Source organism: Paenibacillus sp. IHBB 3054 (genome assembly GCF_051594305.1).
Taxonomy (GTDB): Bacteria; Bacillota; Bacilli; order Paenibacillales; family Paenibacillaceae; genus Paenibacillus_AQ.
Genome location: NZ_JBOFBG010000006.1, coordinates 168,089 through 192,440, shown reverse-complemented (window position 1 = coordinate 192,440; position 24,352 = coordinate 168,089). Strand labels below are relative to the sequence as shown.

Sequence of the window (24,352 nt, the reverse complement as noted above, 5' to 3'; positions counted from 1 at the left end):
CTGCTTTACAGTGACAAATGATCAGTCGGTGACAGAGAGTAACTGCCTTTTTGGAGCCGAATGGGCAACATGCCGCCCCTGAAGTTTTCGGCGGTCAATTAGAGAGACTCGGAGGATGACAGGAATGGGTAAAGCAACCGGATTTTTGGAATATCAGCGGCAGACTCCTGCGGAGTGTGAGCCTTTAGAACGGATTAAGAACTGGAATGAATTTTCGGTGCCCTTGGAAGAGGAGAAGCTGCGGGAGCAGGGAGCGCGCTGTATGGATTGCGGAACACCGTTCTGCCATGTAGGACGGCTGCTGTCCGGGATGGCCTCCGGCTGTCCGCTGCATAATCTCATTCCGGAATGGAATGACATGGTCTACCGCGGCAATTGGGAAGTTGCGCTGAAACGGCTGCACAAGACCAATAACTTTCCTGAATTTACAGGACGCGTGTGTCCGGCTCCTTGTGAAGGTGCTTGTACCGTGGGCCTTCATGGTAATCCCGTAACGATTAAATCCATTGAAAAGTCGATTGTAGATAGAGGATTCGCCGAGGGCTGGATTGTTCCCGAGCCGCCTTTGACCCGTACGGGCAAAAAAGTAGCCGTAGTTGGCTCCGGACCGGCCGGCCTTGCCTGTGCCGCACAGCTTAACAAAGCAGGCCATAGCGTAACCGTATATGAACGGGCTGACCGGATCGGAGGTCTGCTGACCTACGGCATTCCGAACATGAAGCTGGATAAGAAAACCGTGCAGCGTCGGGTGGATTTGCTGGCGGAGGAAGGCATTACCTTTGTAACCCGGACAGAAATCGGCATAGACATTGCTGCTTCGCAGCTCAAGGAAGATAATGATGCTGTAGTGCTCTGCGGCGGCTCGACACAAGCCCGCGACCTTCCGCTGGAAGGCCGCGAGCTTCGGGGAATCCATCAGGCGATGGAGTTTCTGACGCTGAATACGAAGAGTCTGCTTGACTCTGATTTGGCTGACGGTGAATATTTGTCTGCGGCCGGCAAGGATGTAGTTGTGATCGGGGGCGGAGACACCGGCACCGACTGTGTAGCTACCTCGATCCGGCACGGCTGCCGCAGTGTCATCCAGCTGGAGATTATGCCGCAGTCTCCATTGACCCGCCAATCCAACAATCCTTGGCCGGAATGGCCAAAGGTACTCAAAGTGGACTACGGCCAGCAGGAAGCCGCTGCCTTGTATAAGGAGGATCCGCGCCGTTACCTCGTTTCCACGAAACGTTTTGTCGGTGATGACGGCGGATATGTGCAGGAGCTGCACACGGTGCGCATCGAATGGACGCGCAATGAGCAAGGCCGGATGGTTCCGGTAGAAGTTCCAGGCAGCGAAGAGGTAATTAAGGCGCAGCTGGTGCTGCTGGCGCTGGGTTTCACCGGTCCGGAAGAAACGGTCCTGAATGAGCTTGGGGTAGAACGTGATGAACGCTCCAACGCCAAAGCGGATTTCGGTGCGCAGGCGACCAATGTCGAGGGTGTATTTGCCGCAGGAGACATCCGCCGCGGCCAGAGTCTTGTAGTCTGGGCGATTAATGAAGGCCGTCAGGCTGCGCGAGAAGTAGACCGCTTCCTGATGGGAGCCTCCAATTTGCCTTAAGTAAATCTTGGATAGGTGCTTCATGTGGACGTCCCGGTGGGGCGTCCGCTTTGCGTTCCGGGGCCAAGGAAAGTTAAGATAAAAGATAAGCTATTTAAACGGGTGGAACAGAAAGGGAGATTATACGATGAAGCTGATGTTTATTTCCGATATTCATGGATCGTTATTTTGGCTGGAGCAGGCATTGGCAAAAGTAGAGGAGGAGCAGCCGCATACGCTAGTGATTCTGGGGGACTTCTTATATCACGGTCCGAGAAATCCGCTGCCGGACGGTTATAATCCCCAGGGAGTCGCAACAAAGCTTAACACGTACGGGAAATCTCTGGTGGCTGTTAGAGGCAACTGCGATGCCGAGGTGGATCAGATGCTGCTGGAGTTCCCGATGATGGGGGATTATGTACTGATTCTCCACGAAGGCCGGAAGATCTATGCCACTCACGGGCATGGCTTCAGCATTGAGCATTTGCCTGCACTTGCTGAAGGGGATGTATTTATCCAAGGACATACCCATCTGCCGGTAGCCGATATAAAAGAAGGCATCTATGTGCTGAATCCAGGCTCCATCTCGCTGCCAAAAGAGAATAACCCGAATTCCTACGGAATTCTTGAGAACGGGGAGTTCACGGTTAAAGATTTTACGGGCAACGTCGTTAAGCATCTCAAACTGTAAGGTGTAAGGGATTATTTGATGATTCTAGATCTTTTTACCTTATTCTGCGCGGCATTGAGCGTAATGACGGTTTATTGTATGATGGGTAAGGAGCTTTCAGGGATCTTCCCGCTTCAAATATAAACAGCAGAGGTAACAACAAATGTATCCTAAAGATTTGAACTATACAATGCCGGCGGAATGGGGCAAGCATGAGCGGACCTTCATCTCCTGGCCGGTTCAGGCGTCCATGGTTTTTCCGGACAATCATAAATCCGTTTGTAACGGCTATGCCGAAATCATCCGTGCCATCGCTGAGTTCGAGCCGGTTACCGTGGTTGTCAATCCGGACGAGCTGGCGATGGTAGAGGAACTAGACCTCGGGGCGAATGTAAGGCTGCTGCCGATCTGGCATAATGACGCCTGGCTGCGTGATAACGGGCCGACGTTTGTTCTAGGTGAAGACGGCGTGCTCGCCGGTGTGAACTGGAAATTTAACGCCTGGGGCGGCAAATATTCGCCGTGGGATCTGGATGATGAGGTGGCTCCGCAAATTCTGGAGCAGCTGAAGATGAAACGTTTTGACGCACCGCTGGTAATGGAAGGCGGCTCTATCCATACTGATGGTGAAGGCACACTGATCACCACGGAGGAATGTCTGCTGAACACGAACCGCAATCCGGAGCTGGGCCGGGCGGACATTGAAGAATATGTACGGAAATATACCGGCACCGAGTCGATCATCTGGCTGAAGCGCGGCCTCAGCGGTGACGAGACTGACGGCCATGTAGATAATATTGCCTGCTTCGCTGCTCCGGGCAAAGTCATCATTCAGGTCTGCGACGACCCGCAGGATGAGAACTTCGGCATCACTCAGGAGAATCTCCGTATTCTGGAGAATGCGGTGGATGCCAAGGGCCGGAAGCTGGAGATTATCAAGATTCAGCAGCCGCCCCGCGTGGACTATGAGGACAGCCGCCTGACGCTTAGCTATTTGAATTTCTATTTCGTCAACGGCGGCATTATACTGCCGGTATTCGGCGGGACGGCTTCCGAGACAGATACACTGGCTGAGCAGAGTCTGGCTGCCTTGTTCCCGGACCGTAGAATCCGTACGGTGAACGGTATGGCGGTCATCGGTGAAGGCGGAAACGTGCACTGCACGACCCAGCAGATGCCTGCCACAAAGTAATTTACTCGCTAGGAGGACAGAATCATGAGAAAAGTAAAAGTAGCCGCTACACAAATGAGTTGTTCCGGCGACATTGATGAGAATATTCGCAAGGCTGACAGTCTGGTCAGAGAAGCTGCGGCTCAAGGCGCGCAGATTATTTTGCTGCAGGAGCTGTTCGAAACCCCGTACTTCTGCCAGAAGGAGAAATCTGATTATTACGTCTACGCCACTGAGCTTGAGCAGAATAAAGCAGTGAATCATTTCAAGGCTGTAGCCAAAGAGCTGCAAGTCGTGCTGCCGATCAGTTTCTACGAGAAAAAGAACTATGCACGTTACAACTCGCTGGCGGTAATTGATGCCGATGGCACGGTGCTGGGCAAATACCGCAAGAGCCATATTCCTGACGGTCCCGGCTATGAAGAGAAATTCTATTTCAATCCGGGGGATACCGGGTTTAAGGTATGGAATACCCGCTATGCCAAGATCGGTGTCGGCGTCTGCTGGGACCAGTGGTACCCGGAAGCCGCCAGAGTCATGAGTCTAATGGGCGCGGAGATTCTGTTCTATCCGACAGCCATCGGTTCGGAACCGCAGGACGGATCCATTGATTCCAAAGATCACTGGCAGACCTGCATGCTGGGCCATGCAGCGGCGAATCTGATTCCTGTCGTGGCCTCCAACCGGATCGGCGAGGAAATTGACGAGGATTCCAGCATTAATTTCTACGGCTCCTCGTTCATTGCCGGCCCGCAGGGCAACAAAATCGTCGAAGCCGGGCGGGATGAGCAGATGGTACTGGTCAGCGAATTCGATCTGGATGCGTTGGAAGTGGGCCGGATAGAGTGGGGCATTTTCCGTGACCGCCGTCCGGAGCTATACAGAATGATATCTTCGTATGATGGGGACTTAACCTTTTAAGGAATAATCGAACAGAAGTATATAGCATGGAATAAGAAGGCACTGCCAGGAGAAATCTCTTGGCAGTGTCTTTTTTTGCTTTTATGACATGTTTATGGGAGATATAAGGACTGTGTCTAACGATAAATGTTACAATCCACGGATTTAGTGTTATATAACATTACACAAGTGAGAAAAGTTAATTGTCATCACCACTGTGATCTGTTAAAATCTCCTTAAGTATTTTACAAAATGAGTGGGGGATTGGAAAATGGGGATCAGGAAAAAATGGGCTATGTCAGCTTTGGTGGCATTTTTGGTCTTGTCTATGGTGGGTTGTGGTTCCAACAATAACGCCAAAAGCGGAGATGCGGCAGGAGAGTCGATCAAATTCGCGAGTGACGCCAGCTACGCGCCAATGGAGTATATGGATACGGATACGATTAAGGGCTTTGACATTGATTTCATCAAGGCGGTTATAAAAGAAGCGGGTATCGATTATACGGTGACGAATACGGGATGGGACACAATGCTTTCCAGTGTGAAACAGGGCACGGAATATCAGGCAGGTCTATCCTCGGTATCCATTACGGACGAACGCAAGGAAACCTATGACTACTCTATCCCCTACTTTGAATCCACTAATATGATTATGGTTAAAGAGGGCAGTGACATTAAGAATGCGCTGGACCTGAAAGATAAAACCGTAGCGGTACAAGGGGCTACAACGGCCGATGATCTGATGAGCGTGATTATGGGTGTCGACAACGCCAACCTGAAACGTTTTGAAAGCAACGCGGTAGCGCTGATGGAACTGAAAGGCGGCGGAGCCGACGCGGTGGTGGCTGATATCGCCATCGTGAATGAATACATTAAAAACAATCCGAAAGAGAAAGTAACGGGCATCCTCGATAAGGAGAACTTTGGTTCCGAATATTACGGCATTCTGTATCCTAAGGGCAGTGAGTGGAAAGCTAAACTGGATCCGGCAATCAAAGCTGTTATAGAGAACGGGAAGTATGCCGAGATCTACAAAACCTGGTTCGGGGAAGAACCGGATACAGCCACTCTTCTTAGCGCGGAGTAAGCAAGCAGGGAGACGACAAAGCGTGCGTAATGATTGCTATTGCGCATGCTTCTTTTTTTGAAATTTAGAGCAGAAGAGAAGGGAAGAATTCTATGGACTTCAGATTCGACATCATCGTTCATTATTTGCCGGTCTTACTGAAGGGAACGCTATTCACAATTGGAGTATCTATTGTATCGATTCTTTGCGGCTCGATCCTGGGCTTGGGGATAGGCTTCGGCAAAATGGCTCCAAAATGGTATTTCCGCTGGCCGTTCCATTCCTATATTAACTTCTTTCGTGGCACACCGCTGTATGTGCAAATTCTGATTGTTCATTTTGGAGTGATCGTGTTCTTTAACGGAAGTACCAACGTCCTCATGACTTCATTTGTTGCACTTTCGCTGAATTCTGCCGCCTATTCCGCCGAGATTTTTCGTGCCGGTATCCAGTCGATCGATCCTGGACAGCGGGAAGCCGCGTTGTCGCTTGGAATGAGCAAATGGCAGGCGATGCGTTTTATCATTCTGCCGCAGGCGATCAAACGGATGGTTCCGGCGTTCGGGAATGAATTTATTGTCCTGGTCAAAGATTCTTCTTTGCTCGCGCTTGTTGCTGCACCGGAAATTATGTACTGGAGCAATACGATGAAAGGCCAATACTTGCGGATATGGGAGCCTTATTTGACCGCCGCCTTTATCTATTTCATTCTTACCTATTCACTCAGCAAGCTGCTCAACTATATTGAACGGAAGGTGTAACCTTATATGGAGCCTATTATCTCGGTACGACATTTACATAAATCATTCGGTGCCCATCAGGTGCTGAGCGATATTAACGTGGATATCCACGGCCGTGAGGTTGTGGTGGTAATCGGGCCTTCGGGTTCGGGGAAATCGACCTTTTTACGCTGCCTTAATCTGCTGGAGGAGCCGCAAGAGGGCGATGTTATCATTGAGGGAACTTCCTTGATGGCCAAAAGTACAAGAATTAACGATATCCGTACAGAGGTTGGCATGGTGTTTCAGCAATTTAATCTGTTTCCACACAAAAAGGTCATTGAGAACATTATGCTGGCCCCGATGCAGGTCCGTAAATGGCCTGCGGACAAAGCGCGGCAGAAGGCGCTGGAACTGCTGCAAAAGGTCGGCTTAAGCGAGAAGGCGGAAATGTATCCGGCATCCCTGTCGGGCGGGCAGGCCCAGCGGGTCGCAATTGCCCGGGCGCTGGCGATGGAGCCGAAGATCATGCTCTTCGATGAGCCGACATCGGCGCTGGACCCGGAAATGGTCGGTGAGGTGCTGGCGGTAATGAAGGGTTTGGCCCGCGAGGGTATGACTATGGTTGTAGTCACGCATGAGATGGGCTTTGCGCGCGAAGTAGGCGATCGTGTCTTGTTTATGGAACAGGGCGTGGTGGTTGAGGAGGGTATTCCGGAACAGTTGTTTGGCAATCCTTCACATGAACGAACTAAGGAATTTTTGTCGAAAGTACTGTGAAATTGTGGCAAACTAGAATATTGTTTTTCTATCGGTTATATTAGAATAGTAAACTTACGGATCGACAAATACTAAGAATATCTGTCGAATAGAAGGAGAGGAGGCTCTGGGATATCTTTATTTATCATACTCTATAATGATAGAAGGAGAATACGATGAGCACATTTAAAAATTGGTTGAATACAACAAAGAGCGGGTTAACCGAACAAGTTAAGAAATTTAAAAATAAAGATTTCATGAACGCGGTAGTTGCAGGCTGCGCGCTGGTTGCGGCGGCTGATGGTAAGATTGAAGAAACCGAAAAGAACAAAATGGCGGGGTATATGAATCTCAGCAATGAACTCAAAGTGTTTGACATGAGAGATGTCATTGCCCAGTTCAATTTCTACGTAAGCAATTTTGAGTTTTCCCCGGAAATCGGCAAACAGGAAGCACTCAAAGCTATTGCTAAATTCAGCAGCAAGCCGGAAGTTGGACGCGTAATTGTTGGTGTGTGTTCGGCTATCGGTGCAGCAGACGGTGATTTTGATGAGCATGAGAAAGCGGTTGTGCGGAATATCTGCAGTGTACTGGGACTAAGTCCAAGTGAATTCAGTCTCTAAAACAGGAACAAATATCCACTAATCGGATGAAACGGATTGGGTTTTTTACCGTATGAGTGGTATAACATCCAAAATGCTAGACTTACAGGCTGTGATTCTTTTCGGAAACGGAGGTACGTAAAGTTGGCTGGAATTAATTTGGTAAAAGGACAGAAGATTGATTTAACTAAAGGAAATGCCGGGCTGGCTAACGTTATTGTAGGTTTGGGCTGGGACCCTGCCGAACCTGCCCGCGGGTTCTTCGGTGCGAAGAAACAGGCGAATGTGGACTGCGACGCTTCGGCGCTGCTGCTGAGCGAGAATGGTAAGCTGACCAGCAAGATGAATTTGGTATGCTTTCACAACAAGCAGAATCCGAACAATTCCGTTGTTCATTCCGGGGATAACCTGACCGGTGATGGTGACGGGGACGATGAGCAAATCAATGTCAATCTGAAGGCGATCCCTTCCGATGTACACAAGGTACTTGTAGTAGTTAACATTTATGATGCCGTGAACCGCAAACAGGATTTCGGCATGATCAAATCGGCGTATATCCGCATTATCAATGCTGCCGGAAATGCCGAGCTGATCCGGTTTAATCTGACCGACAATTACACAGGCTTTACGGCGCTGATCTGTGGAGAGCTTTACCGGCACGGCGAAGAATGGAAATTTGCCGCAATCGGTGAAGGCGCCCATGCCGCACATATTAATCAATTGGCTGAACGATACATTTAAATCTAATTTCGGAAAGAAGGTTTAATAACTATGGCAATTAATTTATCCAAAGGGCAAAAGATCGATTTGACTAAAAGCAATCCGGGATTGTCCAAAATCAAAGTCGGCCTCGGTTGGGATACCAACAAATACGATGGCGGCAAGGATTTTGACCTCGACGTTTCCGTCTTTCTGACAAATGCTGCAGGTAAAGTTGGGAAAGAAAGCAACTTCATCTTCTTCAACAATAAGCAGAATGAGAATGCTTCCGTTGTTCATGCCGGCGATAACCGTACCGGTGAAGGTGATGGCGATGATGAAGTGATTGAAGTGGATCTGAAGAACATCCCTGCTGATGTTGAGAAGGTTGCTTTTACCATTACCATTTATGAAGCGGAATCCAGAAGCCAGAACTTTGGACAAGTATCCCGTTCTTATGTGCGTATCCTCAACGAGGAGAACAATGAGGAGCTGATCCGCTTCGACCTTGGTGAAGATTTCTCCGTTGAAACGGGCGTGGTGGTTGGTGAACTGTACCGTCACGGCGCAGAGTGGAAATTTAATGCTATCGGCGCAGGCTACAAAGACGGTCTTGCCGGTCTGACGCGCGATTACGGACTGCAATAAAATTTACTGCAGCCAACCTAGACATCTAGACTTTAGATGAAACCATTCACGAAAGAGGGTTGATGCCAGTGACGATCAGTCTTTCTAAAGGACAACGGATCGATCTTACTAAGACTAATCCGGGTCTGACGAAGGTAGTGGTGGGACTCGGCTGGGATACGAACAAATACAGTGGCGGCAAGGATTTTGACCTGGATGCTTCAGCGTTCCTGCTGCATGAAGACGGCAAAGCCAAAGGTGCGGACGACTTTGTATTCTACAATAATCCGACCGGCGGCGCAGGCTCCTTAACCTATACGGGGGATAACCGTACAGGAGAAGGCGACGGGGATGACGAGCAGATCATTGTTGATTTCAGCAAAGTTCCTGCACATATTCAGCGTATCGGGATCACAGTAACGATCTATGATTGTGATGCACGGGCACAGAACTTTGGACAGGTGTCCAATGCATTTGTTCGTGTCGTGGACGCTTCCAGCGATCGCGAAGTGCTGCGATATGATTTGGGTGAAGATTTCTCAACGGAGACAGCTGTTGTATTCTGTGAATTCTACCGGCATGGTGCCGATTGGAAATTCCAGGCGATTGGAAGCGGATTTGCCGGCGGCCTAAGTGCTCTATGCAGAAACTATGGACTGGACGCGCAATAACAGCTTCAAAGGCTTGAAAGGCGGGATCTCATCGATCCTGCCCTTTTTATAAATATAAGGATTTATATGCTTACACTATAAATTATCCTTCTATTTCTCGCTGAAACGGATACCGTCCTTTTGAGGACGGCGAAGCCGTTTCCACTTGACTCTTATCCATTTACAAAGGTGGCTTAAGAATGAATATTGAAGTGGTTAAAGGCCAGAAGGCAGACCTGACCAAGGGAAATCCCGGACTTCGCTCTATTATCGTGGAGATTGGCTGGCAGGCTCCGTCCTCTATGGAAATTGATGCCTCTGCATTTTTGCTTGGAGAACAAGCCAAAGTGCGCAGCGATGAAGATCTGATCTTTTACAACAATCCATCTACGGCGTACATCAGATATAAGGATGTAGCCGGTACTAAATCAAGCGGTCTTAAACACTTTGAAATCGAGCTGGATACCATTCCTGCTCAGACGATGAGGATTGCATTTGCAATTACACTGTACGATGGCGAAAACCGCAATCAAATGTTCGGGCAGATGAGCGAGGCCCATTGCCGGATTCTGGATCGGGCGACGGGTATGGAGATTTTGCGCTGTAATCTTGAAAATCATTTCTCTGTGGAAACAGCTGTTGTAGTAGGAGAATTATATAGATATAGCGGTGAGTGGAAATTTAGTGCTATTGTGGCTGGATTTAACGGCGGACTTAAAGCCTTGTGCGCTAACTATGGAATTGAGGTTGAAGATGATCCGGTTCCTGAACTCCGCGAACCGGAGAAAGGGCCTGCACCAGAATTGGTACGGCCATCAGCACAGCCCTTGCATGAATCCCGGAGTATCCCGCCGGCTGCACCACCGAAGATTGAAGAGGCTTCTGCGCCGCCTCTGAATCTCAACCTCAAGAAGATTGAGCTGAAGAAAAAGGGCGATTCCATAAATTTGAAGAAATCAGCTGCCGGTCTTGGAGAAGTGCTCATCAATCTGAATTGGAATCAGAAGCAAGGCGGTGGGATGTTCAGCCGTAAAGGGGGCGTGGATTTGGACCTTGCTTGCCTGTACGAGTTGAAGAATGGCCGTAAAGGAGTCGTTCAAGCGCTGGGGAATGCGTTCGGCAATCTTCAGCAGCCGCCTTATGTGGTGCTCGATGGCGATGACCGGACAGGCACCGTAACATCCGGCGAGAACTTGCGTATAAACGGAAGTAAGCTTGCGGAAATAGAACGAATTTTAATTTTTTCATTTATTTACAAGGGGGTTACGCACTGGTCTGAAGCTGATGGAGTCGTCACCATCACTCAGGCTGGGGGTCCGGAGATTATTGTGAATCTGGACGAGCATAACAACCGGAAAGGCATGTGCGCTATTGCATTGATCCGGAACGTAGGCGATACATTCAGCATTGAACGGCTTGTGCAATATTTCAGCGGCCATCAGGAGATGGATCAGGCCTATGGCTGGGGACTGCGCTGGGTAGCGGGCAGTAAATAATTTAATTTTTCCGGAGGCGCAAGCAAAATGGATTGGTTCAGTGATTTTTTTAGAAGTATCAGCGAGAATTATGGGCACTTTTTCTCTTGGAGCGACATTGTAGGAACGCTCTCTGACCCGGTTAGCTGGGGGATTATCGGGAGCTTGATTTTGCTCGAAGGGCTGCTATCGGCAGATAATGCGCTTGTGCTTGCGGTAATGGTTAAGCATTTGCCGAAAGAACAGCAGAAGAAGGCATTGTTTTACGGGATTCTGGGAGCTTACCTCTTTAGATTCCTGGCGATCGGATTAGGGACATTCCTGATTAAATTTACGCTCGTCAAAGTCCTTGGGGCATTATATCTCTTTTATATCGCTTATAAAGGATTATTCAAGCGAAATGAATCCGGCGAAGGTGAAGACGGGAAAGAACATAAAGGCACCTCTTTCTGGAAAACTGTACTGCTGGTTGAATTGATGGATATTGCGTTCAGTATCGACAGTGTGGTAGCCGCCTTCGGGTTGAGCGACAAAGTCTGGGTACTTTTCTTGGGCGGTATCCTCGGCGTGCTGATGATGCGCGGTGTGGCACAGGTGTTCCTGAAGCTCATTGCCAAGTTCCCTGAACTGGAGCAGACGGCGTTCCTGTTGATTGCCCTGATTGCAGGCAAAATGCTTGCTGGAGCGTTCGGATTTGAAATGCCGCATTTCATTTTCTTCACCATTCTGATTGCGGTCTTTGTGGGAACCATTCTATACAGTTCCGGAAAGAAAAAGAAAGAAATGAACAGAAACGCATAATACCAAGGTTTCATAGGATAAAGAGGACCATCACAGGGAAGGTGAGACTCCCTTTTATCCCGGGTAATCGTATATGGAATAGCATGGCCTTTGCTTGTATTTGAGAGAGCCGGAAGCCGTCCCCGAGAGGACGGCATAGCCGGTTCTGCAGCTCTCTATAAGGAGAGGCTATTTGTTTTGCTCCGCTTTGCAAAACTATAAGGGGGAAGGCCTTTGAGATACTTCGATTACCTGACGCAAGAGCAAGAAACGTCATTATTCTACTCTCCGCCTGTTTCATTTAACCATACTACAAGCAAGGAACTGCTGGCTTACGCTGTTGGGGCCGCCCTCTATATGCCGGCTACCCGGTCCACTGTGGCTGAAGATATTCTGAAGCTCAGAGCTGCGGGGCTGGTGACGGTCATTATTGATCTGGAGGATGCGATAGGCGATGGAGAGGTTGATTACGCTGAAGAGTCAGTGGTAAGGCATCTTTCTTTTCTGTCGGCTTATGCCGAGAATGAGCCTGATCCCGGAAATAGTCTTCCCCTGCTATTTATCCGCGTCCGCAATCCGGAGCAGCTGCAGAAGCTGATTTTCCGGCTGGGATCGTTTATTACAATGCTCACTGGTTTTGTCTTCCCCAAGTTCTCAGTGGACAATGGTGTGGAGTACTTTGAGGCGATTGCCGATTATAACAGCTCACGCAGCTATCTTGCCCCTGCGCTGTATGGCATGCCGATTCTGGAAAGCGCCCCGATTATTTACCGGGAGACCCGGACGGACAGCCTGCTGGCCATCCTTAACTTGCTTGGCGACTACCGTGATTATGTGCTGAATGTCCGAATCGGAGCGACTGATTTCTCCAGTCTGTTCGGATTGCGCCGCAGTCCGGATATCAGCATTTATGATTTGATGCCCATCCGCGACTGTATGTCGGACATTATTAATGTCTTCGGCCGGGTGGAAGAGGGGTATGTCATTTCAGGACCGGTCTGGGAGTATTTTGCCGGCAAAGGACAGCAGGGGCTCCGCCCGCAGCTGCGTCAGACTCCCTTTGAGGATGCCTTCGGCAGGCAGGGCCGGGAGATGCAGCGCAATTATAATTCCAGCGCCATGGACGGCTTGATCCGTGAAGTGATTTTGGATAAAGAAAACGGGATTGTCGGCAAGACGATTATTCATCCTTCCCATCTAAGACCGGTGCAGGCCATGTATACAGTGATGCATGAGGAATATGTGGATGCACTAAGCATTGTAGAGAGTAATGATGGCAGCCGTGGAGTGTTCAAGAGCGAATACTACAACAAAATGAATGAAATTAAGCCGCATCTGAACTGGGCAAGACGTATTTTACTACGATCTCAAATATACGGGGTGTTACATGAACAACAGCATTTTACCTTACTTCTACCCGAGAACGAATATACACACGTTTAATATCGTCCAGAACCTGCAGGTTACGGTAACCGAAACATCCAACCCCTTTGATATGCCGGTTGAAGCTTTATTCTCCATGGCTGCACGGATCAATAAAAAGCGTTCCTTTCTCTTTGTCAGCAAGGTGCTCGGCAAGCATATTCCAGTAATGCCCTATACGCCACTGCTTAGCGGAGCTGCGCTAGGGCTGCTTTTATACCGGGAAATGAACGGCGGGGCTAAGGCTGCCGCCAACGAGCCGATGGACAAGCTGCTGGATGCGGCGGTTCACGGCCTCATTCACCCCCTCCAGGCAGAGGAGGCCTATCATGAGCTGCTGGCCGCCCGGCTGGTACTTCCGCAGCCGGTCGTTTTTGTAGGTTTTGCCGAAACTGCTACTGCGCTGGGTCATAGCATGTACAACATTTTTGCCGGAGGCGCGTCATATATTCATACCACCCGTGAAGACATTCCGGAGATGGCGTCAATTATCAGCTTTGAAGAAGAGCATTCCCATGCGGTTGATCATCTCTGTTATGCCCTGGACGCCGCCCTGTTGTCTGGAGAAGAGCCGATTGTGCTCGTAGATGACGAAATTACGACCGGCAATACGGCGATCAATACGATTCGGGATATCCAGTCCAAGTTCCCGCGCAAGGAATACGTAGTAGCCTCCCTGCTGGATTGGAGAAGTGAAGGGCATATTCAGGCTTACCGTGATCTGGAGCAGGAGCTCGGGATTCAGATTAAGGCGTTGTCTCTGCTGCAGGGTTGTATTGAAGTGAAGGGGACGCCTGTGCTGGATGCCGAAGCCGGTAAAGGACAGGCGAAGCCCGCCCGTGAGGCGCCTGTTGTGACTACGTATATCCGGGACGGATTGGAGCGGCTGGCAGTAAGCTCTACCGACTCACGCGGGGAAATCAACACTTCGCCGTATCTGAAGCTTAGCGGCCGCTTCGGCCTTAGCTCGGAGGATAATGTCTGGATCGACAAGGGTGCAGCGCAGGTGGCCGCGCAGCTTCGCGAACTGCGCGAGAGTCCCTCTGCCCTGGTGATGGGTGTCGGTGAATTTATGTATCTGCCTATGCGGATTGCGGCCGGAATGGGGGAAGGGGTTGCCTACCAGTCATCCACCCGCAGCCCGATTCATCCGGATCGCCGGCCGGATTATGGCGTGCATAGCGCGGCTGCTTATCCATCGGCCACAGACACGGGGATTACGAATTATATCTACAATGTGGACCCCGGCCAATATGGTGATATTTTCGTGCTGCTGGAGCGGGATGTACCCCATAGACGGATTGAGCCGATGATGAATATTTTGAAGGGACTGGCCGGCAACAAGGTGCATCTGATTGTACTGGGTCCTGAACTGGAAGTGGAGGTGCCCGCTGATGAAGGGAACGGATAGCGGAGAAACGATCATGAGCAAAAGAATAGCCCCTCCGGTTCCGCTTGGCAGCTATACTCCATCAGATGTTCGATTTCTGCTTAAGGATCTCAGCAATGTTTCCCTGGAGCTGGGTACGGCGGAGCGGGAGAAAGCCATCCAGTCCGGGGTGAGCTATTCGGAGATGCTTCCTGTGGAATACCAGCCGACGGAGCCGTATATTGCATTGTTTCAGGAGACACTCCGGCACTCTGCGGTAAAGGTCGCGCAGGCGGTTGCGGTTGTCTCCGAGTTGATTGTATCCCGGCGGGGGACAGAGCATACGGTGCTGGTCTCCTTGGCCAGAGCGGGAACGCCGATTGGCGTACTGATTAAACGCTATATTGCCGAACGGTACGGCGTGGATCTGCCGCACTACAGCATCTCGATTATCCGCGGCAAAGGCATGGATGAGAACGCAATTCTCTACATGCTGCAGCAGCATGGTGCGGGTGCCAATCTGCAGTTTATTGACGGCTGGACGGGCAAAGGCGCAATCACCCAGGTGCTTATTGAATCCTGTGCCGATTTCTATAAGAAATACGGGATTGCGCTGAATGACGATCTGGCTGTACTTGCGGATCCGGGAAGCTGTTCGCAGACCTTCGGGACCAGGGAGGATTATCTGATCCCAAGCGCCTGCTTAAATTCGACGGTGTCGGGACTCATAAGCCGTACAGTGCTGCGGGAGGATCTGATCGGCCCGGAGGAGTTCCATGGTGCGAAGTTCTATAGGGAATGGCTGGACAGTGACCTCTCCAATGTGTTTATCGAAGCGATTACACCCCATTTCGCTTCCGTAACCGCGGATGCTGCGGCAATAGCTGCAGGCATGCTGAAAGCGCCGCCGGAGATTACCTGGCAGGGAATGCGCGATGTCCAGAGTATTCAGGAGACGTTCGGCATTGATAACATCAATCTGGTCAAGCCGGGCGTGGGAGAGACGACGCGTGTGCTGCTGCGCAGAGTACCCTGGAAAATTCTTGTCGATACTATGGATAACCCGAATCTGCGCCACATTCTGCTGTTGGCGGAGGAGCGGGGGGTTCCGGTAGAAGTGTATCCCGGGCTTACCTATTCCTGCTGCGGAATTATCCAGCCGCTGAAAGGAGGGGAAAGCGATTGATTTACGCCAGCGATTTAGACCGTACCCTGATCTATTCCCTGGGCGCGCTGCTTGTTCCGGAGGATTCACCGGGACTGGTACCGGCTGAAATTATTGACGGCAAAACGGTCTCCTATATTTCACACGCAGCACTGCAACGCTTGAAGGAGCTCACCGCAAGTATCATTTTTATGCCAGTGACTACGCGGACTATTGCGGAGTATAAGCGGATTAACCTGTTCCAGGAGACGATTATTCCGGATTATGCCGTCACCAGCAACGGTGGCAACATTCTGGTTCGCGGAGTGGTAGATCAGCAGTGGCGGGCATTGATCGGCAGGCTGGTGGAACGCAATTCAGCTGCCGCCGAAGAAGTGGGAAAGCTTGTACGATCAGTGGTTCGTCCGGAATGGATTATCAACGAACGTTATTGCGATGAGCTGTTCTATACATTTATGGTGTACCGCGATCTCCTGCCCTTGGATGAGATTAACCATCTGGCAGAACGTCTGCTTGGGCTGGGCTGGAAGGTTTCCCTGCAGGGCCGTAAGCTGTATGTAGTGCCGGAGGCTGTGAACAAAAGCGATGCGATTGTTCATGTGCGCCGCACGGTTCATTCGGAGCCGATGGTTGCTTCGGGGGATTCCCTGCTGGATAAATGTCTGCTGGAGAGCGCGGATTATGCCATTGCCCCGAGGCATGGGGAAATATTTGCCGAGCAGCAGGCCACTCTAGTAGAATTGAACTATCCCTTTACAGAGCTGTCGGGCGTCCATGCCGGGGAAGAAATTATGCAGTATGTTCAGAAGATTTATAACAATCTAACGACATTGGGAGTTGGGCCGCAATGAAAAAGGTAAATATTTATTTCAACCGCTGGTTCTCCGTGGCTTTTCATTATATGAATCTCATACGGAATAATGAGGACGGCATTCCTGTTCAAATCTTTGCTACCCACCCCGATATCCGGCATATGTCGCTGCAAGGCGCTGACGTTGCAGGAACTGAACCTGCTCTGGAAGGGATCGAATACGTGCAGTTCTGTGTTGATTTCTGCCGCCGCAATGAGATTGATATTTTCATCCCGCGTCTGCATATGATGGATATCGCCCTGCATGCTGCAATGTTCGATGCCATCGGCACGAAAGTGCTGGTCTGCCGCGATTTGGACCTGCTGGAGATGATTCTGGATAAAGGCAAGTTCTATAGCAAAGTTAAGGATAGCGGAATAATGGAAATTCCCGATTATCATGTCGTTGATACAGCGGAACAATTCAAGGCGGCTTACGAGGATCTTGTGGCCAAAGGGCATGAGGTCTGCTTCAAGCCTACCGAAACAGAAGGCGGACTTGGCTTCCGGATCATTAATAACAGCCGCAGCCCTATAGAGGAGCTCTTCGGTTATGTGACGCAGCATATTTCGTTTGATGAGGCTTACCGCGTCCTTTCAGGAGTGGATTCGTTTCCCACCCTGATGGTTATGGAGCTTCTGGAAGGGTATGAGTACAGTATCGACTGTCTGGCGGACGAGAACGGCAGGCTGCTTGCCGCCGTGCCGCGCCGTAAGGACAACGGGCGGCTGCGGATCATGGAGCATATTCCCGAACTGGAGAATATTGCGAAGCGTGTCGCCGAAACCTATCAGATCCCTTATAATTACAATGTACAAATGAAATACGGCGGCGGAGTTCCCAAGCTATTGGAGATTAACCCCCGGATGTCCGGCGGGCTGCATGTTTCTTGTCTGACTGGTATCAACTTCCCTTATCTGGCGGTTAAAAGCGCGCTTGGCGGCGAGGTTCAGCCTGCCGAGTTCGCCGGTGATATATTGGCCAGTCATATAGAGCAGCCTATGATCATGAGAATACACGATGAATCCGCTATTACGGATCCCGTGAATTGAGTGTGATTTCACACGCTCACAAGAGGTGAGGACAATTTATTCGAAATCAAAAGTATTGTTGTACGCAGGAGCCGGCTATGTTGTGGCTCTGCTGACGAGCGCTTTCCTGCCAGAGCTGCTCTCTCTGCTGTTCCCGGTTGCCGGAGCTGCCATCGGGCTGTTTGGAGGCAAGCGCTCACGAACTAACCTGCCGGCGGAGGTACTTCCGGTCGGGCAGGAGCCGGCAGCGATCGCCCCGGCTTCTGCTGCGGGCAATCCTGAAGTGATCCGGGCAACATCTGCAGGACCGGAAACGGGAGGACACCCCTCTTTGTCCGGCAGAGGACAGGCTGAGGTCAGGATCGGAGCGGAATTCGCTCCGGTGGTGGAGTATCTCAGCATTTTGGAGGATATGATTATTTCGGAGGGTCAGAAGGATACGCTCGACAATGAAATTGTCGAGAAATCATTGGCACTGATCGCCAGGCTCCTGCGGATCATTCCGCTGCTTCAGGAGCTGGGCAACGGTGAGATCAACCACACGGTTCGCAGATTGGTGCTGAAGGACCTGAACGGGGTCATCAATCCTTTCCTGCGGCTGGGCGGTGAGGCCAAAACGAAAAATCGGAGAATGCTGCTGAACGGTCTGCGGGATGTCGATTCCAAAATTACGGAGATCGCCTCTACGATCGAGCATAAAGACCTGATGGAACTTCAGACCAAGGCGGAGCTGATTCATCAGCGGTACAGCAGTTCCGAATTATAGGAGGGAAACCCATGTCCACGCAGTTGATAGAGCTCAAAAAAGAAGATGAGCAGAAGGTAGTTGCGGAAGCTTCCCAATTAATTGAGAAGGTAGCCAAGACCGATACCGTTGCACTGGATTCCTTAATGGATGACATCGGCAAGCTTGGGGTGAAGACGCAGGAAAAAGCGGGACAAACCCTGAAACTGCTGGATCGGCCGGTCAATGATCTGATGTCCGGCAAACGCGTCGAAGTGCCGAATATGATTATGAAGCTGCGCAATGAATGCGAGACTCTGCAGCAGAGCAAAAATGTCAGCTTTTTCGGCAAAATGCTGCGCAAGAGTCCGCTCAAGAATTATGTCTACAAATATCAGTCCGTACGCACCAATATCGATGCCATCGTGACCGGCCTGCGGGACGGACGTGATACTCTTGAAGAAAGCATTGTCAACATGCGGCAGCTGAAACGCACCTCCATGGACGAAATCTACAACCTGCAGACCAAGATTGCCTTTGGCAACAAGCTGAAGGAGCTGTTCGAGGTGGAAATCGCCAAACCGGAGAATGAATTCCGCAAGGCTTATCTGGAGCGGGGTCTGCGCAAGGTCATGGTGCGGATCCAGTCCATGACCGAGATGATTCTGCTCTATAATCAGGCCATTGCCGCTACGGACATCATCAATGACAACAATGATAAGCTGATTGATTCGGTTAACAATGCGATTGACAAGACGTCAAATCTGATCACCGTATCTGCGATGATTGCAATGTCCCTGGCCGATCAGGAAAATGTCATTTCCGCCGTGGAAGCGACGAACAAGACGATTGAGGACCAGTTCAAGGAGAATGCGCGTCTGCTGCGCACCACGACTGAGAAGACGACAGAGCTGCTGTCCAAGCCTTCCATGTCGCTGGAGGCAGTGAATCAGGCCATCGGCGATCTGCTCAGTGCCTTAGATACCTCCGAGCAGTCCAACCGCCGGATTATCGAAAGCTGCCAGGATTATACGTCCAAAATGACAACAATCAACACGCAGCTGAACAACCGTCTCGGGCTGAACGAAGCCTCGCAGCCGCAAGCGCTGAAGCAAGCCGGCAGCGACAGCGAGCTGAGCAGCTTCTTGAACTGACGCCTTGTCCGAGTATAGATGAACAGCTACTTTGTTCTAGCCTGCTGGATGGTTCAGCGGGCTTTTTTGAAATATAAGAATTATATGCTTCACGCTATAAATTATCCTTCTATTTCTCGCTGAAATGGATACCGTCCTTTTTGAGGACGGCGAAGCCGTTTCCACTTGTGCGCATAGCGCTTCAGCCTCGGATGTTAGCAGCTTAAGGAGCATTCATAATAGAGCACTCCCCTACATAAGTTGTCACTAAGGCAACATATGGAGGAAGTGAGGAATTACGGATGATTCTGGGATGCCTGATATTTGTGCTTATTGTCGTAGCCAGCAGCGAAAAGGCGGAAGCCATTGCCAAGCTGAATGATCCGGATGACGGCAGCTAGCACAGCGGCAACGGATTCTCACTAAAGAAAATTTGTAATATATTGATGCTCTGTGATTCAAGCAATTTCCAGCGGTTTATTGGGTATAATACCCCAGGAGGCTGTATCAGCCTGCCATCATCGCGGAAAATACAAGCTTTAAGCGGAGGTCATATGGAGAACGAGGCATTGCTGCAGGTTGAGAAATTGGCGCTGAAGAAACAGAAGATTTATCGGCAAAGCATATTGCGTTATATCGCCAGAGCAATGCTGGCTAGTATGTTTATCGGATTCGGCGTAATTGTAGCGTTCAAGACGGGCAACTTCTTCTACATGGAGCAATCACCGATGACCTATCCGATGGCTGCGATTACGTTTGGCGCGGCCATCATCCTGATCTCCTACGGTGGAGGAGATTTGTTCACCGGGGATACATTTTATTACACGTATGCTGCCTTAAGACGCAAGATGCAGTGGACCGAAGTTGTGCGGATGTGGACCGTCAGCTATCTTGGCAATATTCTTGGAGCTGCGGCCTTTGCGCTGCTGATTTTTTTGACCGGACTGTTCTACGATTCCAGCGTCAACGGTTTTCTGCTGAATGTGGTCGCCCATAAGATGGAGGCTCCGGCGTCAGAGCTATTCTTCAGAGCAATCCTGTGTAACTGGCTGGTCTGTCTGGCGTTTTTTGTTCCGATGTCCATGAAAAGCGACGGGGCTAAAATGTTCGCCATGGTTCTGTTCGTATTCTGCTTCTTTATTTCCGGATATGAACACAGCATAGCCAATATGTGTACCTTTGCGATTGCACTGGTGCTGGATCATCCCGGTACGATTTCTTGGGGCGGTGTGGTGCACAATCTGGTGCCTGTCACCATCGGGAATCTGATTGGCGGCGGTGTATTGATGGGTGTAATGTATTACTATGTGAACAAGCCGTTTCTGGACGAGGAGCACGACAAGCCCAAGGATACGCATTAACCGAAGACCAACCAACCCGCTTCCCCAGATTGGGGAGGGCGGGCTGGTTTTTTTGGACAGCGGTGTTTGGAATTAGCCAAATACCGTAGGTTACCGTTTTGCTTAAACGGCAATGGCCTTCAAGTTTGGCGAGATCAACAACTTTGCCCTGGTTGCCTTTTGAACGTCTTTCACCGACAGACCCGGCGCAATTTCCTTCAGCATCAGCCCTGTGCCCGGAATCACATCGATGACAGCCATTTCGGTTACAATGGTTTTCACAACATTTACAGCAGTCAGGGGCAGCTTGCAATGTTCTAATATTTTCGGTTCCCCATCTTTGTTCACATGGTCCATGGCTACAATGACACGCTTGGCCCCGACCACCAAATCCATAGCTCCCCCCATGCCCGGCACTTTTTTTCCTGGAATCATCCAGCTTGCAAGGTTGCCGTTCTCATCAACCTCCAAGGCACCCAAGACGGTGATGTCCACATGCCCTCCACGGATGATGGAGAATGAAAGTGCACTGTCAAAATAGCAAGCTCCTGCCATTGTTGTAACATAACTTCCGCCAGAATCAATACAATCGATATTTTCTTGTTCCTTTGTGGCTTTGGGGCCAACACCAAGGATTCCGTTCTCAGCCTGCAGCATAATATGAACATTATCGGGAATATAGTTTACTGCCATGGTAGGCATACCAACACCCAGGTTGACCACATCGCCGTCTTTGAATTCCTGGGCGATTCTTCTCACAATGAATTCTCGGTTATTCATGCGTATCCCCTACCTTTACAATGGCGTCGATAAATATTCCGGGTACGTTGACATGATTGGGATCAATCTCCCCGAGCTTTACATATTCGTCTGTCTGGGCAACTACATAATCTGCCGCCATAGCCATAACGAAATTGAAGTTGCGTGAGGAGCCGTTAATCACAAGATTCCCCGCTTCATCTGCCTTATGGGCTCTGATTAGCGCCACGTCCGCTTTGAGCGGCAGTTCGAGCAGATATTCCTTTCCGTCAATATCTATTTTTCTTTTGCCTTCCTCTACAATGGTACCTACACCTACAGGTGTTAAAACACCGCCCAAGCCTGCTCCTCCTGCACGTATTTTTTCAGCTAACGTGCCTTGCGGGAAGAGGTTTACCTCAGCTTCTTTGGTCATAAGGAGTCTTCCCGTTTCCGGATTGGAGCCGATATAGGATGCATAAATCCGCTTGACTCTACCGTTTTTTACAAGCTTATATATAGATAATTCTGTGGTGCCAGTATCATTGGAAATAATGGAGAGATTACCGGCGGAATGGGTCTCGACAAGCGCACGCACCAACTGTTCCGGATGGCCTCCGGCCAGAAAACCGCCGACCATCACCGTGTCTCCGTCTTTGACCTTCTTAACGGCGTCTTCTGCGGAGATTAATTTGTTGTTCATGGTTTCAGACTCCTTGTATATTTTTTTTGAAAATATAGAATTTATATGTTTCACGCTATATATTATCCTTCTATTTCTCGCTGAAACACCCCGTCCTTTAAAAGGACGGCGTAGCCGTTTCCACTTGGAAAGCAAAGTTTACTGGAGATAATCATGAATGACTCTTGCGTATGGCAGCGTTAAATCGGCAATAAAATGTTTGCCGCCGATATACGCCTTAACAGGAAAATCTGCCACAGGAGCATGGACGTGGGGGGTCAGACTTAACCGGGCCGGCCCTGACCAGGCACCCTTTACTGTAATATTCTCGAGATTGTACGCCACTAACTGCGCAATTTTAGGGGTACCATCAACATCGGGAATTAATTTTAGATTCACTTGGGTTTTTGCGATGGCTGTAGCCGTGTCCTTTTCGTCGAGAATGTTATGTTTGAAAGGCATGGTTCCCATGGCCACCAGGACATGGTTATAATGTAATGTACCGGTCAGCGTTTCAGTACCTTCAACACTCAGGCGGGGATTCGCCCATTTTTTGGGGAAACCCCAAATTTCACGTCCTCCAAGAATAGCAGGTGCGTTATCCAAATACATTTGGGCAACAAAATTGCAGGGTTCCCCCTGAAAGGTACACGGGATGACAATACCGCTCTCCTCATAGCTTCCTAGACCGGATGAATCAGGCATCTTGATCCATTCATAGGAAACGGTATTGCTTCCATCCGGCTGAAGAGGCTCCGGGACCGCCTGTCTAATCGCAGCGGGGTCGGATTCATAGGTAATTATAAAAAATTCCCTGTCGATGAAGCGGTAGGGGGGACGACCATAACTAGCGCTGGCCGCAGGCATGGACTGCAGTGAAAAAATCTCTTGTGGATTCATAACAATCGGATCTCCCTTTCTTGTAGAAGAGTGTTAGATGAGTGCATTCTCAATCAGCATCGCGATTCCCATACCCGTTCCAATACATAACGAGGCTATGCCGTAACGCGCAGAGCTTCGTACCATTTCATGCGCAAGCGTAACCAATATCCTCGCTCCGCTTGCACCGACAGGGTGTCCAACTGCGATTGCGCCGCCATTGACATTCACCTTCTCCGGGTTGACCCCAAGCTCTTTTATTACCGCTAATGCTTGTGCAGCGAAGGCTTCATTAATCTCAAACAGATCGATGGCATCAAGGGAGATTCCCTGATCCTTAAGAAGTGACGAAACGGCTTTCACCGGGCCCATCCCCATATATGCAGGGTCAACGCCAACAAGTGAATAACCCTTGATATAGGCCAACGGTTGTACCGCATGTTCCTTGCATTTGTCTTCCGACATAACAAGTACAGCCGCCGCTCCATCATTGATCCCCGAGGCATTTCCGGCAGTAACCGATCCGTTTGTCTTAAATGCAGGTTTTAAATTAGAAAGTTTTTCTTTGCTTGCATCTCCTCTTACATGTTCATCCTCCGAGAACCAAATATTCTCTTTTTTGGTTTTGGTCAGAACGGGAACAATCTGCTCTGCAAAAACCTGCTTGTTCTTTGCTTCTAGAGCCTTGATCTGGCTTCCATAGGCAAATTCATCCTGCTCAAGTCTTGAAATGTTATATTTCGCGGCAATGTTTTCTGCGGTAATTCCCATATGATATTTATTGATGGGACACGTAAGGCCGTCGGCTACCACGGTGTCTATCAATTCACTGTTGCCCAGCTTGTAGCCATTTCGTGCATTCCTTAGTACATAAGGGGCGTTCGACATGCTCTCCATACCTCCAGCTAAGAGGACGCCGCCTTGTTCTGCCAAAATAGAGTTGTAAGCTAAAGCGACGGCATGAAGCCCTGAACCGCAAACCGTGTTTATTGTTGATGCAGGTACTTCAATGGGGATGCCGGCTTTTAATGCCGCCTGTCTGGCAGGATTTTGGCCAGTGCCTGCTTGAAGGACATTTCCTAAGTAAATTTGATCAATCAATGCAGGCTCTAGTTGACTTTGCTGAAGGCAGGCTGTCATCACGTTTGCCCCCAATTCTGAGGCGCTTACTGACGAAAGTCCGTTGTTAAAAGAACCAACGGCTGTTCTTAATGGGCTTACCAATGCAACTTTTTTCACAAGTTCTCACATTCCTTTCACTGTGTTTAAGAAACTTACATGCGGGTATATACCACGGTGCATGAGAGAGTGA

25 protein-coding genes are annotated in these 24,352 nt (G+C 49.8%); 21 read left to right on the top strand and 4 right to left on the bottom strand.

Annotation, left to right across the window (positions count from 1 at the left end):
- Positions 1-124 precede the first annotated feature (124 nt).
- The 21 genes from ACQ76X_RS10055 (at position 125) to ACQ76X_RS09955 (ending at position 20,762) form a co-directional block, all read left to right on the top strand.
- The gene (locus ACQ76X_RS10055) at positions 125-1,609 is read left to right on the top strand and encodes a glutamate synthase subunit beta (protein WP_438493425.1); all 1,485 of its coding nucleotides are present in this window, start codon (positions 125-127) and stop codon (positions 1,607-1,609) included.
- Between the two features lie 127 nt (positions 1,610-1,736).
- Positions 1,737-2,279: a phosphodiesterase gene (gene yfcE, locus ACQ76X_RS10050; RefSeq protein WP_438493423.1), complete on the top strand. Its 543-nt coding sequence runs from the start codon at positions 1,737-1,739 to the stop codon at positions 2,277-2,279.
- Between the two features lie 142 nt (positions 2,280-2,421).
- Positions 2,422-3,450 (top strand): agmatine deiminase family protein, encoded by a 1,029-nt coding sequence (locus tag ACQ76X_RS10045; protein WP_438493421.1) that lies wholly within the window; start codon positions 2,422-2,424, stop codon positions 3,448-3,450.
- A gap of 24 nt (positions 3,451-3,474) precedes the next feature.
- Positions 3,475-4,350 (top strand): N-carbamoylputrescine amidase, encoded by an 876-nt coding sequence (gene aguB / locus ACQ76X_RS10040; RefSeq protein WP_438493420.1) that lies wholly within the window; start codon positions 3,475-3,477, stop codon positions 4,348-4,350.
- A gap of 250 nt (positions 4,351-4,600) precedes the next feature.
- Positions 4,601-5,416 (top strand): transporter substrate-binding domain-containing protein, encoded by an 816-nt coding sequence (locus tag ACQ76X_RS10035; RefSeq protein WP_438493418.1) that lies wholly within the window; start codon positions 4,601-4,603, stop codon positions 5,414-5,416.
- 92 nt (positions 5,417-5,508) lie between these two features.
- Positions 5,509-6,156 (top strand): amino acid ABC transporter permease, encoded by a 648-nt coding sequence (locus tag ACQ76X_RS10030; protein WP_438493416.1) that lies wholly within the window; start codon positions 5,509-5,511, stop codon positions 6,154-6,156.
- A 15-nt stretch (positions 6,157-6,171) separates the two neighbouring features.
- Entirely contained in the window at positions 6,172-6,894 is a 723-nt protein-coding gene (locus ACQ76X_RS10025; RefSeq protein ID WP_438493538.1) for an amino acid ABC transporter ATP-binding protein, read from the top strand.
- A 155-nt stretch (positions 6,895-7,049) separates the two neighbouring features.
- Positions 7,050-7,496: a tellurite resistance TerB family protein gene (locus ACQ76X_RS10020; protein WP_038585038.1), complete on the top strand. Its 447-nt coding sequence runs from the start codon at positions 7,050-7,052 to the stop codon at positions 7,494-7,496.
- Positions 7,497-7,619: 123 nt separating this feature from the next.
- A complete protein-coding gene (locus ACQ76X_RS10015) occupies positions 7,620-8,216 on the top strand; it encodes a TerD family protein (RefSeq protein ID WP_038585041.1) in 597 nt (198 codons plus the stop codon).
- Between the two features lie 30 nt (positions 8,217-8,246).
- On the top strand, positions 8,247-8,822 hold the full coding sequence (locus tag ACQ76X_RS10010) for a TerD family protein (protein WP_438493414.1): 576 nt from the start codon (positions 8,247-8,249) through the stop codon (positions 8,820-8,822).
- A 68-nt stretch (positions 8,823-8,890) separates the two neighbouring features.
- A complete protein-coding gene (locus tag ACQ76X_RS10005; RefSeq protein ID WP_038585047.1) occupies positions 8,891-9,472 on the top strand; it encodes a TerD family protein in 582 nt (193 codons plus the stop codon).
- A gap of 179 nt (positions 9,473-9,651) precedes the next feature.
- Positions 9,652-10,947, top strand: coding sequence for a TerD family protein (locus tag ACQ76X_RS10000; protein ID WP_438493412.1), 1,296 nt, complete (start codon positions 9,652-9,654; stop codon positions 10,945-10,947).
- A 27-nt stretch (positions 10,948-10,974) separates the two neighbouring features.
- Positions 10,975-11,727: a TerC family protein gene (locus ACQ76X_RS09995; protein ID WP_438493410.1), complete on the top strand. Its 753-nt coding sequence runs from the start codon at positions 10,975-10,977 to the stop codon at positions 11,725-11,727.
- A 213-nt stretch (positions 11,728-11,940) separates the two neighbouring features.
- Complete coding sequence (locus ACQ76X_RS09990) at positions 11,941-13,149, top strand: HpcH/HpaI aldolase/citrate lyase family protein (protein ID WP_438493408.1); 1,209 nt, start codon at positions 11,941-11,943, stop codon at positions 13,147-13,149.
- A 76-nt stretch (positions 13,150-13,225) separates the two neighbouring features.
- Positions 13,226-14,539 (top strand): phosphoribosyltransferase family protein, encoded by a 1,314-nt coding sequence (locus ACQ76X_RS09985; RefSeq protein WP_438493536.1) that lies wholly within the window; start codon positions 13,226-13,228, stop codon positions 14,537-14,539.
- A complete protein-coding gene (locus ACQ76X_RS09980; protein ID WP_438493406.1) occupies positions 14,523-15,683 on the top strand; it encodes a cysteine protease StiP family protein in 1,161 nt (386 codons plus the stop codon). The genes ACQ76X_RS09985 and ACQ76X_RS09980 overlap by 17 nt, the downstream gene beginning before the upstream one ends.
- The gene (locus ACQ76X_RS09975) at positions 15,680-16,513 is read left to right on the top strand and encodes an HAD family hydrolase (RefSeq protein WP_038585059.1); all 834 of its coding nucleotides are present in this window, start codon (positions 15,680-15,682) and stop codon (positions 16,511-16,513) included. The genes ACQ76X_RS09980 and ACQ76X_RS09975 overlap by 4 nt, the downstream gene beginning before the upstream one ends.
- Complete coding sequence (locus ACQ76X_RS09970; RefSeq protein ID WP_438493404.1) at positions 16,510-17,565, top strand: ATP-grasp domain-containing protein; 1,056 nt, start codon at positions 16,510-16,512, stop codon at positions 17,563-17,565. Before ACQ76X_RS09975 ends, ACQ76X_RS09970 begins: the two co-directional genes overlap by 4 nt.
- Before the next feature lie 34 nt (positions 17,566-17,599).
- Entirely contained in the window at positions 17,600-18,310 is a 711-nt protein-coding gene (locus tag ACQ76X_RS09965; protein ID WP_438493534.1) for a hypothetical protein, read from the top strand.
- A gap of 11 nt (positions 18,311-18,321) precedes the next feature.
- Entirely contained in the window at positions 18,322-19,422 is a 1,101-nt protein-coding gene (locus ACQ76X_RS09960) for a toxic anion resistance protein (protein WP_438493402.1), read from the top strand.
- A 533-nt stretch (positions 19,423-19,955) separates the two neighbouring features.
- Complete coding sequence (locus tag ACQ76X_RS09955; protein ID WP_076111595.1) at positions 19,956-20,762, top strand: formate/nitrite transporter family protein; 807 nt, start codon at positions 19,956-19,958, stop codon at positions 20,760-20,762.
- 102 nt (positions 20,763-20,864) lie between these two features.
- Here ACQ76X_RS09955 and ACQ76X_RS09950 read toward each other — a convergent pair whose 3' ends face one another.
- From ACQ76X_RS09950 to ACQ76X_RS09935, 4 genes are all read right to left on the bottom strand, one after another.
- Positions 20,865-21,521, bottom strand: coding sequence for a 3-oxoacid CoA-transferase subunit B (locus ACQ76X_RS09950; protein WP_438493400.1), 657 nt, complete (start codon positions 21,519-21,521; stop codon positions 20,865-20,867).
- Complete coding sequence (locus ACQ76X_RS09945; protein WP_438493398.1) at positions 21,514-22,182, bottom strand: CoA transferase subunit A; 669 nt, start codon at positions 22,180-22,182, stop codon at positions 21,514-21,516. Before ACQ76X_RS09945 ends, ACQ76X_RS09950 begins: the two co-directional genes overlap by 8 nt.
- A gap of 138 nt (positions 22,183-22,320) precedes the next feature.
- Positions 22,321-23,061 (bottom strand): acetoacetate decarboxylase, encoded by a 741-nt coding sequence (locus tag ACQ76X_RS09940; protein ID WP_076111601.1) that lies wholly within the window; start codon positions 23,059-23,061, stop codon positions 22,321-22,323.
- Between the two features lie 33 nt (positions 23,062-23,094).
- Positions 23,095-24,279, bottom strand: coding sequence for an acetyl-CoA C-acetyltransferase (locus ACQ76X_RS09935; protein WP_438493396.1), 1,185 nt, complete (start codon positions 24,277-24,279; stop codon positions 23,095-23,097).
- Positions 24,280-24,352 lie beyond the last annotated feature (73 nt).